This window comes from Aquisalimonas sp. 2447, assembly GCF_012044895.1.
Classification (GTDB): Bacteria; Pseudomonadota; Gammaproteobacteria; order Nitrococcales; family Aquisalimonadaceae; genus Aquisalimonas.
In genome coordinates this window covers 2,843,430-2,859,382 of record NZ_CP050695.1, presented here as the reverse complement: position 1 = coordinate 2,859,382, position 15,953 = coordinate 2,843,430, and the positions used below count along the sequence as shown (strand labels likewise).

At 65.2% G+C, this 15,953-nt stretch carries 16 protein-coding genes, 1 tRNA gene and 1 pseudogene; 14 read left to right on the top strand and 4 right to left on the bottom strand.

Features of this window, described 5'->3' with window-relative positions; translation table 11 throughout:
• Positions 1–43: 43 nt before the first annotated feature.
• The 14 genes from KU884_RS13560 to KU884_RS13500 all read left to right on the top strand — a co-directional run bounded on the left by KU884_RS13560 (position 44) and on the right by KU884_RS13500 (position 13,854).
• Complete coding sequence (locus tag KU884_RS13560) at positions 44–1,291, top strand: GGDEF domain-containing protein (protein WP_167783111.1); 1,248 nt, start codon at positions 44–46, stop codon at positions 1,289–1,291.
• 239 nt (positions 1,292–1,530) lie between these two features.
• Positions 1,531–3,480: a diguanylate cyclase gene (locus tag KU884_RS13555; protein ID WP_167783110.1), complete on the top strand. Its 1,950-nt coding sequence runs from the start codon at positions 1,531–1,533 to the stop codon at positions 3,478–3,480.
• A 97-nt stretch (positions 3,481–3,577) separates the two neighbouring features.
• Positions 3,578–5,503, top strand: coding sequence for a threonine--tRNA ligase (thrS, locus tag KU884_RS13550; protein ID WP_167783109.1), 1,926 nt, complete (start codon positions 3,578–3,580; stop codon positions 5,501–5,503).
• A gap of 66 nt (positions 5,504–5,569) precedes the next feature.
• The gene (infC, locus tag KU884_RS13545) at positions 5,570–6,052 is read left to right on the top strand and encodes a translation initiation factor IF-3 (protein ID WP_371807962.1); all 483 of its coding nucleotides are present in this window, start codon (positions 5,570–5,572) and stop codon (positions 6,050–6,052) included.
• Between the two features lie 70 nt (positions 6,053–6,122).
• On the top strand, positions 6,123–6,320 hold the full coding sequence (gene rpmI / locus KU884_RS13540) for a 50S ribosomal protein L35 (RefSeq protein ID WP_167783108.1): 198 nt from the start codon (positions 6,123–6,125) through the stop codon (positions 6,318–6,320).
• Between the two features lie 25 nt (positions 6,321–6,345).
• Complete coding sequence (rplT, locus tag KU884_RS13535) at positions 6,346–6,705, top strand: 50S ribosomal protein L20 (protein WP_167783107.1); 360 nt, start codon at positions 6,346–6,348, stop codon at positions 6,703–6,705.
• A 136-nt stretch (positions 6,706–6,841) separates the two neighbouring features.
• Positions 6,842–7,873: a phenylalanine--tRNA ligase subunit alpha gene (gene pheS, locus KU884_RS13530; protein ID WP_167783106.1), complete on the top strand. Its 1,032-nt coding sequence runs from the start codon at positions 6,842–6,844 to the stop codon at positions 7,871–7,873.
• A gap of 8 nt (positions 7,874–7,881) precedes the next feature.
• Positions 7,882–10,260 carry a phenylalanine--tRNA ligase subunit beta gene (gene pheT / locus KU884_RS13525; protein WP_167783105.1) on the top strand — a complete coding sequence of 793 codons (2,379 nt, stop codon included), beginning with the start codon at positions 7,882–7,884 and terminating at the stop codon, positions 10,258–10,260.
• Between the two features lie 4 nt (positions 10,261–10,264).
• On the top strand, positions 10,265–10,564 hold the full coding sequence (gene ihfA / locus KU884_RS13520) for an integration host factor subunit alpha (protein WP_167783104.1): 300 nt from the start codon (positions 10,265–10,267) through the stop codon (positions 10,562–10,564).
• Positions 10,545–10,901: a MerR family transcriptional regulator gene (locus KU884_RS13515; RefSeq protein WP_167783103.1), complete on the top strand. Its 357-nt coding sequence runs from the start codon at positions 10,545–10,547 to the stop codon at positions 10,899–10,901. Before ihfA ends, KU884_RS13515 begins: the two co-directional genes overlap by 20 nt.
• A 56-nt stretch (positions 10,902–10,957) precedes the next feature.
• Positions 10,958–11,034: transfer RNA gene (locus tag KU884_RS13510), tRNA-Pro, on the top strand.
• Positions 11,035–11,140: 106 nt separating this feature from the next.
• Positions 11,141–11,272, top strand: a complete 132-nt coding sequence (locus KU884_RS19130; protein ID WP_256368065.1) for a hypothetical protein — start codon at positions 11,141–11,143, stop codon at positions 11,270–11,272.
• 147 nt (positions 11,273–11,419) lie between these two features.
• Positions 11,420–11,629 carry a HepT-like ribonuclease domain-containing protein gene (locus KU884_RS19290; protein WP_371807939.1) on the top strand — a complete coding sequence of 70 codons (210 nt, stop codon included), beginning with the start codon at positions 11,420–11,422 and terminating at the stop codon, positions 11,627–11,629.
• A gap of 1,211 nt (positions 11,630–12,840) precedes the next feature.
• Complete coding sequence (locus tag KU884_RS13500) at positions 12,841–13,854, top strand: NAD(P)-dependent alcohol dehydrogenase (protein WP_167783102.1); 1,014 nt, start codon at positions 12,841–12,843, stop codon at positions 13,852–13,854.
• A gap of 57 nt (positions 13,855–13,911) precedes the next feature.
• Here the strand turns inward: KU884_RS13500 and KU884_RS13495 are convergent, their stop codons facing one another.
• The 4 genes and pseudogenes from KU884_RS13495 to KU884_RS13480 form a co-directional block, all read right to left on the bottom strand.
• Entirely contained in the window at positions 13,912–14,847 is a 936-nt protein-coding gene (locus KU884_RS13495) for a pirin family protein (RefSeq protein ID WP_167783101.1), read from the bottom strand.
• A gap of 159 nt (positions 14,848–15,006) precedes the next feature.
• The gene (locus KU884_RS13490) at positions 15,007–15,138 is read right to left on the bottom strand and encodes a pirin-like C-terminal cupin domain-containing protein (RefSeq protein WP_254432267.1); all 132 of its coding nucleotides are present in this window, start codon (positions 15,136–15,138) and stop codon (positions 15,007–15,009) included.
• Between the two features lie 5 nt (positions 15,139–15,143).
• A pseudogene (locus KU884_RS13485) lies at positions 15,144–15,290 on the bottom strand (pirin family protein); the annotation flags it as partial.
• Between the two features lie 27 nt (positions 15,291–15,317).
• On the bottom strand, positions 15,318–15,914 hold the full coding sequence (locus KU884_RS13480) for an NADPH-dependent FMN reductase (RefSeq protein ID WP_167783100.1): 597 nt from the start codon (positions 15,912–15,914) through the stop codon (positions 15,318–15,320).
• Between the last annotated feature and the right edge of the window lie 39 nt (positions 15,915–15,953).

Here is a 15,953-nt window from a genome sequence, read left to right as displayed (position 1 = left end):
CCGGGAGTGTGCGCTCTTCCGGAATGGTTCTCTGGAGGGTTGATTGGACAGCGCTGAACACTCCGCTGGTAACGAACACCCCAGTTCAATCTCCCGGTGGCGCGGTGAATTCCTCAGTGCCGTGCTGGAAGCCCGGTATCGGCATCATGTCCAGGGTGAAACAGCCCGCCAGATGCGTTCGTCGCTGCTGGTGGCGGCGGGCCTGTTCCTGGCCTTCAGTGTTTCCGACTATGCGCTGCTCGGCATTGGTGACGCCTTCTTCGCGTTGCTGGCCCTGCGCGCCGTGGTGGTGGCCGCCGCGCTGACACTGGCCGGAGCACTGGTACGCTGGCCGAGCCTGGTCAACAGTCCGCTCGCCGTGAATGCGGTGGTGTTCATCGGTGTGACGGGAATCATCCTGATTGTTCCGCTGCGCCCCGAGACGGTGAACACACAGATCCCGGCGGTGATGGTGGCCACCATCGCTGTCTACCTGTATTTCCCCAACCGGGTTCCCTGGATGGTTGCCATGAACGGTTACCTGGGGATCGGTTTCCTGTTGGCCGTCGCCTGGCTGGCACCTGTACCGGCAGGTGTACTGGTGACGCTGTCGCTGCTGCTGCTCTTCGTCAACACCGTGGGTTTGATGACTGCCATGCGGCTGAGTGTGTTGCGGCGGTCGCAGTACGCGTCCCTGCTGGAAGAGCGGCAGATCAACCAGCGGTTGCAAGAGGAGATTGCCGAACGGCGACGTCTGGAAACGCAGCTCAAGGAGATGGCGCGGACCGATGAGTTGACCGGGGTGTATACCCGCCGGCGGTTCTTCGAACTGGCGGCGCAGGAGATGCGCCGGACCCGGCGTGAGCACATGCCGCTGGCGGTGTGCATGCTGGATCTGGACGGTTTCAAGGAGGTCAACGACACCCATGGCCATGCGGTTGGCGACCGCGTGCTGCGCGGTGTCGCGCGGCGTTGCCGTGAGGCACTGCGGGAGTCGGATATCATTGGCCGCTTCGGTGGTGAAGAGTTTACGGTGATGCTGCCTGGCACGGATCTGGAGGGTGCCTGCGCGCTTGCCGAGCGCCTGCGGGAGCACGTGGCAACCATGGAGATATCGGCCCTACCCACCGCCATCCGTCCCACGGTCACGGTAGGTGTGGCGACGGTCAACGAAGACGACCCTTCGGTGGATGCTGCCCTGCAGCGCGCCGACCGGGCGCTTTACCGTGGCAAGGCCGAGGGCCGCAACCGTGTGGTGGCCGGCCCCGAGGACGGCACACGGGGCGGGGCATCGCAGGCCGTGTTGTCCTGACGGCTCGGCACCCCCTCCGTGGAGGGGATCACGTGTGCCATTGCGAGGCTTGCCTTTGCGGCAAAACCCTGTGAAGGTTGAAGGTTCTTCCTGGTAGCGGAAGCAGATGTTCATTCCGGGTTGCGGCAGGGGGCCTGCCGGCGCAATGGGTGGAGGCTGGCGCAATAAGCCTGTCGCCCGGAACCGAGGGACGGCCGGTGGGCGGGGCGCCGACCGTGCTAGCGGACAGGGCCACGTCCATGCGTTACGGATTCGTTGTGCAGGTCGCCGCAGTGTGGGGGCTGGCGGCCGCGGTTGTTGCCGTGCCGTTCTGGTTGATTCAGGAACGCGAGGTGGAGGCGTTTCTGAACCGCGAGGGCGTCGAGTTGCAGGCTGCGCTGCGTAGTACGGACTCACTCCTGCGGACCATGACCAACCAGGCGTTTGCCGACATCCTCGGCAATGGCGAGTTGCGCCGCTTCCTCGTCAGGGCCGGGGCGCCCGGTGCTGCCGATGCACCTGAAACCCTTCAAGCGACCGTGATGAACCTGGGCGCGGCGGCTCACCGCAGTCTGCGGACCTGCTGCGGCGCCAGTCTCCATGTGCTGGGCGCGAACGGCGAAACCATCGCCCATTTCGACGCGCGACTGCAGCAGGAGCATAGCGCCAATCCCCAGCGGCGGGGTCAGGTGGTGGAGATCATGAATACCCGCATGGGCGCGCAGGGTTTCGAGATCAGTGCCAGCGGCCTGGCTTACCGTCGGGTGCTGCCCGTGTGGCACGAGGGCGAGCCTGTGGGCGCCGTGGAAGCGGTGTTGCAGCCGGGCGACCTGGTGACGCTGCTGCGGCGGATCGGCGGGGACGCATTGCTCTACCATGTGCTGCTGCGCCGGGACGTTCTCCCTGATGGCCTCACTGTGGACAGTGGCTCACAGATCTTCCGCGCCACCGAACTCCACCACGGGCTGGTGGAACCGGTGCAGATGGGTGGTACGGGGTCCCGCCTGCCGCACTGGCTGCAGCACGCCGAGTCCCTGCGGCGAGCGCTGGCGGACGGGTTCGACGCCAGTCTGCCCGTCAGTGCTCTGGTTCGCGATGCCTATGGGCGGGATGTGGCCGTGGCCATGGTGCCGGTGCGGGACATGGCCGGACGGGCGATCGGCTACGCCGCCTCGGAAAGCAGTGCCGCACCGATCGTGGCCTGGCAGAGGCAGTTGCTGGCTTACGCCGTGCTCGGGTGGTTGCTGGTGGGAGCCTTGGCAACGCTGGTGATGCTGGTGGTGCGGTCCCGGCGGGGTGTCCTGGCACTACGCGAACAGATGGACGCCATTACCGAGAGTATGGGTGAGGGTGTGTACGTGCTGGACGGGCAGGGGCGTGTCGGTTACGTGAACCAGGCCGCCAGCCAGATGCTCGGTTATCGCCCGGACGAGATCACCGGAGCCAAGGCGAATGCCCTGTTCTATGATTCTGCGGGTGTTCAAGGGCGGCCCACCCGCATCCCGGGGTGGGAGGTGCTGCGCACGGGCGGCGCCTATCGCAGCGAGCGTCATGAACTGCGGCGCCGGGACGGAACCAGTCTGCCGGTGTCGTTGACTGTTGCTCCGTTACGGGGCGTGAAAAACGGTGTCGTGGCGGTGTTCCATGACATCGCCGACCGCGCTCGCGAGCTTTCCAGCCTCAAGGAGCAGGCCGCCCGGGACCCACTAACGGGGCTGGGTAACCGGCGCATGCTCGATACCAGCCTCCAGCGTGAGAGCGCCCGGGCGCAGCGCACCGGGAATCCGCTGTCGCTGTTGATGCTCGACGTGGATGAATTCAAGCTCTACAACGACACGTTCGGTCATCCCGCGGGGGACCAGGCGCTACGCCGGATCGGGATGGTCCTGGAGCAGAGTGTCAATCGCCCGGCCGATCTGATCTGCCGCTACGGCGGTGAGGAGTTCGCCATCATCCTGCCGGTGGCGGACGCCGATGCGGCGGTGGTGGTGGCCGAGCGTATACGCAAGGCGGTGGAAACCGCACAGATCCCGCATACGGAGGGGGCACAGCGCGATGTGGTGACGGTCAGCGTCGGTTGTGCCACAGCCACCGGTGTGGGCGTGGAACCGGCCCTGCTGATCGCACGGGCCGATGCCGGCGTCTACCGGGCCAAGAGTCGGGGGCGCAACCGCGTCGAGGGCGTCGCCGAGCCCGGCGTCTCACTTTGATCTCCCTGCACGGATCGGTATACTGCGCGCCTTCTGCGCTTTAGCGCCAAATACACGTGGCCTCTCGTATGGGTCACCACTGTCGGGAGCACTCCCCATGCCCGTAGTTACCCTTCCGGACGGCAGTCAGCGCGAATATGCCGAGCCCGTGCCCATCTCCCGGGTTGCCGCGGATATCGGCAGCGGCCTCGCCAAGGCGACACTGGCCGGACGCGTCAACGGCGAGCTGCGCGATGCCTGCGATCTCATCACTGAGGACGCGCAGCTGGAGATCATCACGCCGAAGAGCGACGAGGGGCTGGAGATCATCCGCCACTCCTGTGCCCACATGGTCGGCCAGGCCGTGAAGCAGCTCTATCCCGAGGCGCAGATGGCCATCGGCCCCGTGGTGGAAGACGGCTTCTACTACGACATCCGCCGCGACGCCGGTTTCACGCCGGACGATCTGGAGAAGATCGAGCAGCGCATGGCGGAGCTCATCGACCAGGAATACGACGTCATCAAGGAAGTGACGCCGCGGGAGGAAGTGCTGCGGATCTTCCGCGAGCGGGGCGAGGACTACAAGGTTCAGTTGGTGGAAGACATGCCGGACGTGTCCCACATGGCCCTGTACTACCATCAGGAATACGTGGACATGTGCCTGGGCCCCCACGTCCCCAATACCCGCTTCTGCAAGGCCTTCAAGCTCACCAAGCTGGCGGGCGCCTACTGGCGCGCCGACGCCAGCAATGAAATGCTCCAGCGCATCTACGGCACCGCCTGGGGCGACCGCAAGGCGCTCAAGGCCTACATGAAACGGCTGGAAGAGGCGCAGAAGCGTGATCATCGCCGTATCGCCCGCTCGCAGGATCTCTTCCACGTCCAGGAAGAATCCCCGGGGATGGTGTTCTGGCACGACAAGGGCTGGCGCATCTACCGCGTGCTGGAGGACTACATCCGTAACCTGCTGCGCGAGCACGACTACCAGGAAGTGCGTACGCCGCAGCTGGTGGATCGCAGCCTGTGGGAGAAGTCGGGGCACTGGGAGAAGTTCGGCGACGACATGTTCTACACGGAGTCCGAGAACCGGACCTATGCCGTCAAGCCCATGAACTGCCCCTGCCACGTGCAGATCTTCAACCAGGGCCTGAAAAGCTACCGGGATTTGCCCCTGCGTATGGCCGAGTTCGGCTCCTGTCACCGCAACGAGCCCTCGGGCACGCTGCACGGGCTCATGCGGGTACGCAATTTCGTCCAGGACGACGCCCACATCTTCTGTACCGAGGATCAGGTGCAGTCCGAAGTAGCGGCGTTCATCGACATGGTGTTCCGTGCCTACCGCGAACTCGGGTTCGAGGACGTGCTCATCGCACTGTCCACGCGCCCGGCCAAGCGGGTCGGATCCGACGCCGTGTGGGACAAGGCCGAGGCGGCGCTGGAGACGGCGCTGAACAACGCGAACCTGGACTACACTCTGCAGCCCGGCGAGGGCGCCTTCTATGGCCCGAAGGTGGAATTCTCGCTGAAGGACTGTCTGGGCCGGGTGTGGCAGTGCGGGACGATCCAGGTGGATTTTGCCCTGCCGGGTCGGCTTGGCGCGAGTTACGTGGCCGAAGACGGCTCCCGGCGTGAGCCGGTGATGCTCCATCGTGCCATCCTCGGTTCCTTCGAGCGGTTCATCGGTATTCTCATCGAGGAACACGCCGGAGCGCTGCCCCTGTGGCTGGCTCCGGAGCAGGCGGTGGTGATGAATATCACCGATCGCCAGGCCGATTTCGCCGTCGAAGTGGAAAAAACCCTTCGTAGTCGCGGATTTCGCGCCTCCAGCGACTTGAGAAACGAGAAGATCGGCTTTAAAATCCGCGAGCACACTTTGCAGAAGGTTCCCTACATGCTGGTCATCGGGGACCGCGAAATGGATTCTGGATCCGTGGCCGTGCGCACTCGCTCGGGTGAAGACTTGGGCGCCATGCCCGTATCAGACCTGGTCGACAGGCTGGAGGCGGAGGTTGCACGGCGAAATCGTGGTACAGCGGAGGATTAAAGCATCGCTCTGAAAAACAAGCGCAAACGCCCCGCGCAGGGGGACGACAAGAACGTCAATGATGAAATTCAGACGCAGCAGGTCCGGCTGATTGATCAGGACGGTGAACAGGCCGGGATCGTATCCCTGGAAGATGCGCTGCAGCGGGCGGAAGACGCCGGTCTGGACCTGGTCGAAATGGTTCCAGACCCGGAGACCGCTGTTTGCCGGATCATGGATTACGGCAAACACAAGTTCGAGGCGAGCAAGAAGCAGCAGGCCGCCAAGAAGAAGCAGAAGCAGGTGCAGCTCAAGGAAGTGAAGTTCCGCCCCGGCACGGACGAGGGGGACTACAATGTCAAGCTGCGCAATCTGCGGAAGTTTCTTGAAGACGGGGACCGCGGCAAGGTGACGCTGCGGTTCCGGGGCCGCGAGATGGCCCACCAGGATCTCGGCCTCAAGCTGCTTGAGCGCGTGGAAGCGGATCTCGAAGATATCGCCGTAGTGGAGCAGCGCCCGAAGATGGAAGGGCGCACCATGGTGATGATGCTGGCACCGCGCAAGAAGTAACCGAACGGTATCGTAATGCTGCATGGCCAGCCTGGTGCTGGCCTGCTGTTTTTTTGACTGGAGACTGGCAATGCCCAAGATCAAGACGAATCGCGGCGCCGCGAAGCGCTTTGCGAGAACGGGGTCGGGTCGGTTCAAGCGCAAGAAGGCGTTTGCCAATCACATCCTGACCAAGAAGGCGCAGAAGCGGAAGCGCAACCTGCGCGGCTTTACGCTGGTCCACAAGCGGGATCATGACAGCGTGCGGCGTCTTCTGCCGTACAGCTGAAGCATCAAATCTGGGAGTCTGAGACATGGCACGAGTCAAACGGGGTGTCACCGGCCGCGCGCGGCACAACAAGGTGCTGGCCCGGGCCAAGGGGTACTACGGCGCCCGCAGCCGCAGCTGGCGTATCGCCAACCAGGCCGTCTACAAGGCCGGGCAGTATGCCTACCGCGACCGCCGTCAGCGCAAGCGCCAGTTCCGTGCGCTGTGGGTGACGCGCATCAACGCCGCTGCCCGCATCAACGGTCTGTCCTACAGCCGGCTGATGAACGGCCTGAAGAAAAGCAACATCGAGCTGGACCGCAAGGTGCTGGCCGACATGGCCGTGTTCGACAAGGCCGGCTTCGCCGCCGTCGCCGAGCGCGCCAAGGCGTCGCTCCAGGGCTGAGCCGGCCTGCCACCGGCTATCCGCCCGTGGTGGGTGGATGCGGGATGAAGGGAAAGGTGGGCCAGACCTTTCCCTTTTTTTGTGATGGTGCCGTGGCCCGGGGAACTCCGGGTCGCTGCCGTGACGGCGGAAGCGCATGAGCACGCAACGATCCGAGGAACTCGACGCCCTGGTTCAGGAAGCCCTGGCGGCCGTCCGTGAGGCCGGCAATGCCCGCGATCTGGACGCGGTGCGGGTGGCGTACCTGGGCAAGAAGGGGCAGATCACCGCCCAGCTGAAACAGCTCGGCAAGCTCCCGGCCGACGAGCGGCCCGCCGCCGGCCAGGCCATCAATGCCGCCAAGGAAGAGGTGCAGGCGCGGCTGGAGGCCCGCCGGGAAGAGCTGGAGAGTGTCGGCCTGCAGGCGCAGCTCGAGCGCGAGGCGGTGGATGTCACACTGCCCGGGCGCGGTCGGGATACCGGTGGTCTGCACCCGGTGACGCGCACGCTGGACCGCATCGAGGCGCTGTTCGCCAGCATGGGTTTCCGCGTGGCAGAAGGGCCTGAGATCGAAGACGATTACCACAACTTCGAGGCCCTCAACATACCGGCCCACCATCCGGCCCGGGCCATGCACGACACCTTCTATTTCGACGCCACGCGCCTGCTGCGCACGCATACCTCGCCGGTGCAGATCCGGGTCATGGAAAACGAGGGGGCACCCGTGCGCATCATCGCGCCGGGGCGCGTGTACCGCTGCGACTCGGACCTGACGCACTCGCCCATGTTCCACCAAGTGGAAGGGCTGCTGGTGGACGAGGGCATCACCTTTGCCGATCTCAAGGGGGCCCTGCACGACTTCCTGGAGGCGTTCTTCGAGCAGCGCCTGGAAGTCCGGTTCCGGCCGTCCTATTTCCCCTTCACCGAACCCTCCGCCGAGGTGGACGTCCAGTGCGTGCACTGTGGCGGCGACGGCTGTCGGGTGTGCGGCGGCAGCGGCTGGCTGGAAGTCCTGGGCTCGGGGATGGTGCACCCAAAGGTGTTCGAATACTGCGGCATCGATCCCGAACGCTATACCGGATGGGCTTTCGGCATGGGCGTCGAGCGCCTGGCCATGCTGCGATACGGCGTCAACGACCTGCGCCTGTTCTTCGAGAACGATCTGCGCTTTCTGCGCCAGTTCCGCTAGGAGTCCTCATGAAGATCAGTGAACAGTGGCTGGCGGAGTGGGTGCCTGCAGGGCTGGACACGCAGACACTCGCCCACCGTTTGACCATGGCGGGGCTGGAAGTGGACGGCATCGAGCCGGCCGCACCGGCCTTTAGTGACGTGGTGGTGGGCGAGATCATCGATTGCGCGCCTCACCCCGACGCCGACAAGCTCTCCCTGTGCCGGGTGAATGACGGCACCGGCGAGCCGCTGCAGGTGGTCTGTGGGGCGCCCAACGCCCGCGCCGGATTGCGCGCGCCCTTTGCGCGGGTCGGCGGGGAGCTTCCCGATGGCATGCGCATCAAGCGGGCCAAGCTGCGCGGTCAGGAATCCTTCGGCATGCTGTGTTCCGCCCGGGAGCTCGGCCTCAGCGAGGACGCCGCCGGACTGCTGGAGTTACCGGCCGACGCGCCGGTGGGGCAGGACCTGCGTCAATGGCTGCAACTGGATGACCAGGTCATCGAAGTCGACCTCACCCCGAACCGCGGTGACTGTCTGGGCATGATCGGCGTCGCCCGTGAGGTGTCCGCTCTAACCGGCGTCGACATGCGAGCCGCCGAAGTGGCGCAGGTTGCCGCGGAAGTTGATGACACCGTCGGCGTGGATCTGCGTGACCCGCTGGCATGCCCGCGCTATGTAGGCCGTGTGATCCGGGGTGTGGACGTCACAGCGGCCACGCCCTTCTGGATGCAGGAACGTCTGCGCCGCGCCGGAGTCCGAAGCCTGGGGCCCGTGGTGGACGTCACCAACTACGTTATGCTGGAACTCGGCCAGCCCATGCACGCCTTCGACCTGGCGAAGATCCATGAGGGTATCGTCGTGCGCCAGGCGGAAGCCGGCGAGACGCTGACTCTGCTCGGTGACGAAACAGTGGAGCTGCAGGCGGGTACACTGGTGATCGCCGATCACCGTGGGCCCCTGGCCATGGCCGGGGTCATGGGCGGCGCACCGTCATCGGTAACCGATCACACCACCGACATCCTCTTCGAGAGCGCATTTTTTGCCCCGGAGGCCATGGCCGGCCGTGCGCGAGCCTACGGGCTGCACACGGATTCCTCCCACCGCTTCGAGCGTGGCGTCGATCCCGCAGGGCAGGTGCGGGCGGTCGAGCGGGCAACCTCCCTGCTGACAGATATCGCCGGCGGACGCCCCGGGCCGGTGGTGGACGAGCAGGTGTCGTCCGAGGTGCCGACGGAGCGCACGGTCACCCTCCGCTCCGGCCGCGTGCGGGAACTGCTGGGCGTGGATATCCCTGCCGCTGAAGTCGCTGACATACTCCAGCGCCTGGGCATGAGCCTGGTGGACAGCGGCGGCGGATGGCAGGTCTCTGTGCCTGCCTACCGGTTCGATATCGATATCGAGGCAGACCTGATCGAGGAGCTGGCGCGGGTGCACGGCTACGACCGCATCCCGGAGACGCGTCCGGCAACACCGACACTCATCCAGCCGCAGCCGGAGGAGCGCGTGGCCCTGGCGCGGCTGCGCAGCGCCCTGGTGGACCGCGGGTTCCAGGAGACGGTCACCTACAGTTTCGTTGAGCCGGGTCTGCAACACCTGATGGATCCGGATCACGAGCCGGTGCCTCTGGCCAATCCCATCTCCGCCGAACTTGCGGTAATGCGGACCTCGCTCTGGCCCGGGTTGGCCCGGGCCGCGGTACATAACCGGCACCGACAGCACCAGCGCCTGCGCCTGTTCGAGACCGGCCTGCGCTTCCGGGGCTCCCTGGATCAACTGGAACAACAGCCCATGCTGGGCGCCATGGTCATGGGTCCGGTGCAGCCCGAGCAGTGGGGCGAACCGGCCCGGGCGGTGGACTTCTTTGACCTCAAGGGCGATCTTGAGGCCGTGCTGGCGCTCACCGGGCGGCCCGAGGCATTCTCCTTCGTTGCCGATCGCCATCCGGCGCTGCACCCCGGGCAAAGCGCACGTATCGAGCTGGACGGCGAGGCGGTTGGCTGGCTGGGGGCATTGCATCCCGATGTTCAGCGGAAGCTGGATATGGACGAGCCGGCCTACGTCTTCGAGATGACGCTGGAGGCCGCACAGCAGGCGCGCCTGCCTGCGTTCGCGCCGTTGTCCCGCTTCCCGTCCATTCGGCGGGACCTCGCGGTGGTGGTCGCGGAATCGGTGTCCGCCGCCGCGCTGGAACAGTGTGTGCGCCGGGCGACCGGCGACTGGCTTCAGGGCGTGGCGCTGTTCGACGTCTACCAGGGCAAGGGCGTCGCCGATGGGTTTAAGAGTGTTGGTATTGGATTGATTTTGCAGGATTTCTCACGCACTCTAACGGATAGTGACGTGGATGAAGTGATTTCCGGTGTCGTCGTCGCATTGCGTGGCGAGCTTGACGCCGAGCTGAGGGGGTGATCGCATGGCATTGACCAAGGCAGACATGGCCGAGCGCCTGTTTGAAGAAGTTGGCTTGAACAAACGCGAGGCCAAGGAACTGGTGGAGTGCTTCTTCGAAGAAATCCGCCAGTCTCTGGAAGATGGCACGGCGGTCAAACTCTCCGGGTTCGGTAATTTCGATCTCAGGGACAAGAGCGAGCGGCCGGGACGCAACCCCAAGACCGGTGAGGAGATCCCCATCTCCGCACGGCGGGTGGTCACCTTCCGGCCCGGGCAGAAACTCAAGGCGCGAGTAGAGGCATATGCTGGAACCCGGGAATAACGACGAGCTTCCGCCGATCCCTGCCAAGCGGTATTTCACCATTGGCGAGGTCAGCGAACTGTGCGCGGTGAAGCCGCATGTGCTGCGCTACTGGGAGCAGGAGTTTCCCCAGGTAAAGCCCGTGAAGCGTCGCGGCAACCGCCGCTACTATCAGCGTCAGGACGTGATTCTCATCCGCCAGATCCGTTCCCTGTTGTATGAGGAGGGCTTCACCATCGGCGGTGCCCGGCAGAGGCTCTCCGGTGAAGGTGCGAAGGAAGACCTGAACCAGAGCCAGCAGGTTATCCACCAGGTCCGGCTGGAGCTGGAGGAAATCGCCCAAGCGCTCAAGCGCTGATTCACCTGCGGCGCGGCTTGGCCCGGCGCCGCGTTTTGTGTACCATTCCGGTGCTTCGGGGTGTGGCGCAGTCTGGTAGCGCACCTGCATGGGGTGCAGGTGGTCGCAGGTTCAAATCCTGCCACCCCGACCAATCAAATCGGTGGCTTACGGTTCTAGCCCGAAGGCTATCAAGCCGACGAGTCACGCAGAAGTCACAGTCTGGCCTTCCCTGTCCACCACAGCGACAGGAGAAGGCCATGTCTGCAATTGAATCGTCCTACCGCCGCTGTCAGGCCCTGAGCAGGGTTGGCTCGCGATGCCGCATTACCGGCGCCGCCTGCCATGCACTGGACGCCCGCCATGAAGCCCTGCTGTGCCCGCTGCAATAACGCCAGGTCCGCGAAGGCCACGTGCGTGTTGCAGCGCGAAGTCGATCTCGTGACGGAGCGGAGCATCAGTAACTTGTACCTCCGGCAGGAAATCGAGCGAGATAACGCGGTGGTCTATGCGGCGTGACCCGAGGAAGTATCTTTACGATGTGTTTGTGGCGACGGATCGTGGCGCGTATCCCCGAATACCGGCGCATCATTGCCTTCCGTAACATCCTGGTCCACGCCTACGCGGATGTTGGCGATCCCAACGTCTGGTGCATCGCATCCAGCAAGCTTCCCGAATTGCGCCGCACAGGCGCTCCCGCAGGGCCTGCCTCTGGGCCGCTGAGGCGGCGTTATCGGTCCTCGCCGTAGTGACGCTACGCCTTCGGCCTGATGGCCTTGCCTCAGCGGCCCAGAGGACATGCAAAATGCAACGAATTTGGGTTACAGGACACTAGGTGGAGCTGGCTGAGCACGCCAGTCGGCGAGTCTCAACCCCCACCAGTCTTCCGGCTACCGAGGGACAAGCGTCCGGTTTCCAGAACCTCGGTTACGATCTCCGGCAGGTCCTCGGGCCTGAATCGAATGGCCGGCGCAAGCGAGGCAGACCTCCGTCGGGCCGTGATATGGTCGACGGACTCCCCGGAAACCAAGGGCTGAAGCCGTCATGAGTGACTTGGTGCTCTACCACTCGCAGGACCGATTGGGAACCCTGACCCTCAATCGTCCCGACTCCCTGAACGCCATCAGTGAGGAACTGGTGGACCAGTTGCTGAGCAGGTTGCGCGAGGCGGGCGAGGATTCCGGCCACCATCGGGCTGGGTCGTGCCAGGGAACTGTTCTACACGGGCAGGATGCTCGACGCACCCACGGCCGAGGACTGGGCGCTGGTGAATCGGGTGGTGCCCAGGGCGGAACTGGACGAGGCGGCTGAGGGCATGGCAAGAACGATCCTGGAGTAACATCAGCTAGTGTCCCGTCCCAGAAGTACGTGCAATTGATGAGGCCCCAGCGTCGTCAGAGCAAGGCGCGGCGACGAAGGCGTAGTGGCGCTACGGCGAGGAGGCGCAACGCAGCGCTGGCGACGCTGGGGCCTCTGCGGCGCCCCGGCGGGCCGGTCTTGCGGCGTTGGCGCCGCTCGACGTGGTCTCGCCACGCCTTCGCGTCGCCGCCTTGCAATCCCGGCCCGGCGGGGCGCATTAAGTGCACGTACTTCTGGGACGGGACACTAGCCATTCGCATGAACCGTGCGACGGTGAATTTCGCCCTCGGCGCCACCGTGGAACAGACCCTTCTTCACGAGGCCCAGGACGGCATGACTGCCCGTGCTGCAGGTCTCATGGATCAGACACGTCGATCCGGGGAATGGGGTGGTCAGAGAAGGGGCAAGTAGTGAAGGTCCCGACTGGCGCTGACTCGCCAGACTGCCCCGGACTGTGGCGCCCCCGGTGCCAGAGTCGCCGCCCAATCTCATCCGCACCGAGCGTCCGGGCAAACCGGTACGGTTCACCTGACACCGCCACGTTGGGGTTGCGGGCACATCTCGGCTACGGTCACTTCGAGCCAACAGACGGGAGAGAGTCATGCGCGCCTGGGAATTGCAGGGCGATTGGGGCATCGAGCACCTGCGGCTGGTGGACAAGCCCGAGCCAGTAGCGGGTTCGGGGCAGGTCGTTGCACGGATGACGGCCGCGTCCCTGAACTATCGGGATCTCATGACTGTGCAGGGCAAGAGCCCCGGGGCCGAGCTGCCGTTGATTCCGTTTTCCGACGGCGCCGGCGAGGTAGTTCAGGTGGGCGAGGGAGTGACCCGCGTCGCAGTGGGCGATCGGGTCTGCCCTATGTTCTTCCAGTCCTGGATCGACGGCGGGCCCACCGCGGAGCGGCGCAGTCGGCCGCTGGGCGGCCCGCTGCCGGGCGTGCTGCAGGAGCAGATGCTGCTGGACGCGGAAGGCGTGTCCCGGTTTCCTAAGCATCTCTCGCTGATCGAGGCCGCTACGCTGCCCTGCGCGGCGCTCACCGCCTGGCGGGCGCTGGTGGTGGAGGGCAACGTCCAGCCCGGTGACACGGTCCTGCTGCAGGGCACCGGTGGGGTCGCCACCTTCGCGCTGATGTTCACCCGACTCCTGGGTGCCCACGCCATTGTCATCTCCAGTAGCGACGACAAGCTGGAGCAGGCCCGCGCCCTTGGCGCGGAAGGGCTGATAAACTACCGCTCCACGCCGGAGTGGGATCGCGCCGTCATGGACTTCACCGACGGTGTGGGTGTGGACCACATCCTGGAGCTCGGCGGCCGGGAGAGCATCAACCGCTCCCTTGCAGCGGCCCGCGTGGGCGGCAGGATCATGATTATCGGCGTGCTCTCGGGCTTTTCCCAGGAAATCGCCATGCGCTCCATCTACGGCAAGAACCTCCACCTCATCGGGCTTTCCGTGGGCAGCCGCCGCCATTTCGAGGATATGTGCCAGGCCATCGCAGAGCACGAGCTCCGCCCGGTGATCGACACCACCCTGCCGTTGGAGTCCGTGCCCGACGGGCTGCGCCGCATGGAGTCCGGTGCCCACCAGGGCAAGATCTGCTTTGACTTCGGGCGTTGAACGCGATTCGCCACGAGGCTCCAGGCGCGTGGTACCTCCGCGAGATGACACCGCGAACTAATCCGGCAACGGAATGTGCTCCTCACGATCTCCCGGGGGGAGGTCGAACAGCCCGACCCCCCAGTCCTGAGCGCGCCACTGCCGCTTGGCCTCTTCGATGCGCTCCTTTGACGACGCCACGAAGTTCCACCAGATGTACCGTGGCCCGCCCAGCGTGGCCCCACCCAGAATCATCAGACGGGCGCCGGTCTCCCCTGACGCCACGGTGATGGCATCGCCGGGGCGGAACACCATCATCTGGCCGGCTTCAAAGCACTGGCCGGCGATGGTCACGGACCCGGCGACCACGTAGATACCCCGGTCCTCGTGTTCGTCCGGCAGGGGGAAGCGGGTTTTCGGCTGAAGCTGGACGTCGGCATAGAACGCTTCCGAGTAGAGTGTCGCCGGTGCCTGTTCGCCGTACGCGTTGCCGAGGAGCAGCTGCACGCGCACACCTTCGCTCTCGATGACCGGCAGCCCGGTGCTGCCGTGATGCTCAAACAGTGGTGTGGTGTCCTCGTGATCCTCCGGCAGGGCGACCCAGGTCTGGATGCCGAAGAGTTCGCTGCCTGCACTGCGGGATGCGCTCGAGGTGCGCTCCGAGTGCGTGACACCGCGGCCGGCCACCATCCAGTTCAGCGCCCCCGGATGAATGACCTGGTCCGTGCCGAGGCTGTCCCGGTGGTGCAGGTCGCCGTCGTACAGATAGGTGACGGTCCCGAGGCCGATGTGAGGGTGGGGCCGGACATCGATGCCCTGTCCGGTGAGAAACTCCGCGGGACCCATCTGATCGAAGAAGATGAACGGGCCGACCATCTGTCGCTTCGGTGCCGGCAGCGCGCGGCGCACCTCAAAGCCGCCAATGTCCCGCGCTCGGGGGACGATGAGCGTGTCAATGGCGTCAACGCCGATCTCGTCCGGGCAGCCCGGTGTCAGTGCGGGATTCCAGCTCATGGGTATCTCCTCCGGCTAATGGACCTGATCGCAGGCGCGACCCACTGATAAGTCTAGATTGCTGCGGGCCTACAATCGGCCCGGGTGGGGTGGACGCCCTCAGTGGTGCGCATAATGAAGCCAACCCCGACCACGGTCTTCGATCGGAGTTGGCCTGGCCTACGATCCCGCAGGCTCCGCGAGCCGGTTGCGGCGATAGTCCGCAAGTGCACGGTCGATCTCGTGCTGATGGTTCATGACAAACGGGCCGTAGCCGGCAACCGGTTCGCCGATTGGCTCGCCGCTGAGCACCAGCAGGCTGTCATCCACTGCACGTCTCCGGGACCGATGACACCACCGTGACCCGTGGAGTCGCGATGCTCCACCTCACCCTGGTAGACGATGGTGACCGTCTCGAACCCCTTGTGCGGGTGCTCGCTCACGCCCCTGGGCTGCCGGGCGGGCCTTGATCGATCACCTTGCAGACACGTTCAACGCCCTGCACGAGGATTGAGGCGGTTCAGCGTCTCCACCAGCCGGTGACAGATCTGATCCAGACGCTCCCGGGTGCCCTGATCGGCCAGATCACCGGCGTCCGTAAACGCCTGGGCGGCACGGGGCACAGCGAGCTGGTCGGGCAGGACCGTCACCCCCAGGTTGGTCAGCAGCTGCCGGGCGAGTGCCAGGCTGCGCATGCCTCCGAATCCACCGGGTGAGGCAGACAGGACACAGGCCACCCTGTTCCGGAACAGCGCAAGGCCCTCCCTGTCGTCGTCCGGGCGGGACAGCCAGTCCAGCGTGTTCTTCAACAGCGGGGTGATGAAGCCGTTGTACTCCGGGGACACGACCACCAGCCCGGTGTGGTCCGCGAGCAGCGCCTTGAGGCGCCGGGCATGTTCGGGGACTCCCTGCTCGCGCTCCAGATCGCCATCGTAGAGGGGCATCGGGTAGTCACGGAGATCAGCGAACGTGGCCATACCACCGGCCTCCCTGGCCCGGTCTGCGGCAAGCCGCGCCAGCCGTTTGTTGAAGGAGTCGGCTCTCGCGCTTCCGGCGAATACCAGGATACTGTTGTGCGATTGATCCATTCGGACTGCCTCTCCGGTCAGCGGCCACGGGATGGACTT

Bases quoted from the DNA above. Each gene is read 5' to 3' on its own strand.
- KU884_RS13555 (WP_167783110.1), top strand. From the start codon at position 1,531: ATGCGTTACGGATTCGTTGTGCAGGTCGCCGCAGTGTGGGGGCTGGCG.
- thrS (WP_167783109.1), top strand. From the start codon at position 3,578: ATGCCCGTAGTTACCCTTCCGGACGGCAGTCAGCGCGAATATGCCGAG.
- rpmI (WP_167783108.1), top strand. From the start codon at position 6,123: ATGCCCAAGATCAAGACGAATCGCGGCGCCGCGAAGCGCTTTGCGAGA.
- rplT (WP_167783107.1), top strand. From the start codon at position 6,346: ATGGCACGAGTCAAACGGGGTGTCACCGGCCGCGCGCGGCACAACAAG.
- pheS (WP_167783106.1), top strand. From the start codon at position 6,842: ATGAGCACGCAACGATCCGAGGAACTCGACGCCCTGGTTCAGGAAGCC.
- pheT (WP_167783105.1), top strand. From the start codon at position 7,882: ATGAAGATCAGTGAACAGTGGCTGGCGGAGTGGGTGCCTGCAGGGCTG.
- ihfA (WP_167783104.1), top strand. From the start codon at position 10,265: ATGGCATTGACCAAGGCAGACATGGCCGAGCGCCTGTTTGAAGAAGTT.
- KU884_RS13515 (WP_167783103.1), top strand. From the start codon at position 10,545: ATGCTGGAACCCGGGAATAACGACGAGCTTCCGCCGATCCCTGCCAAG.
- KU884_RS19130 (WP_256368065.1), top strand. From the start codon at position 11,141: ATGTCTGCAATTGAATCGTCCTACCGCCGCTGTCAGGCCCTGAGCAGG.
- KU884_RS19290 (WP_371807939.1), top strand. From the start codon at position 11,420: ATGTGTTTGTGGCGACGGATCGTGGCGCGTATCCCCGAATACCGGCGC.
- KU884_RS13500 (WP_167783102.1), top strand. From the start codon at position 12,841: ATGCGCGCCTGGGAATTGCAGGGCGATTGGGGCATCGAGCACCTGCGG.
- KU884_RS13495 (WP_167783101.1), bottom strand. From the start codon at position 14,847: ATGAGCTGGAATCCCGCACTGACACCGGGCTGCCCGGACGAGATCGGC.
- KU884_RS13480 (WP_167783100.1), bottom strand. From the start codon at position 15,914: ATGGATCAATCGCACAACAGTATCCTGGTATTCGCCGGAAGCGCGAGA.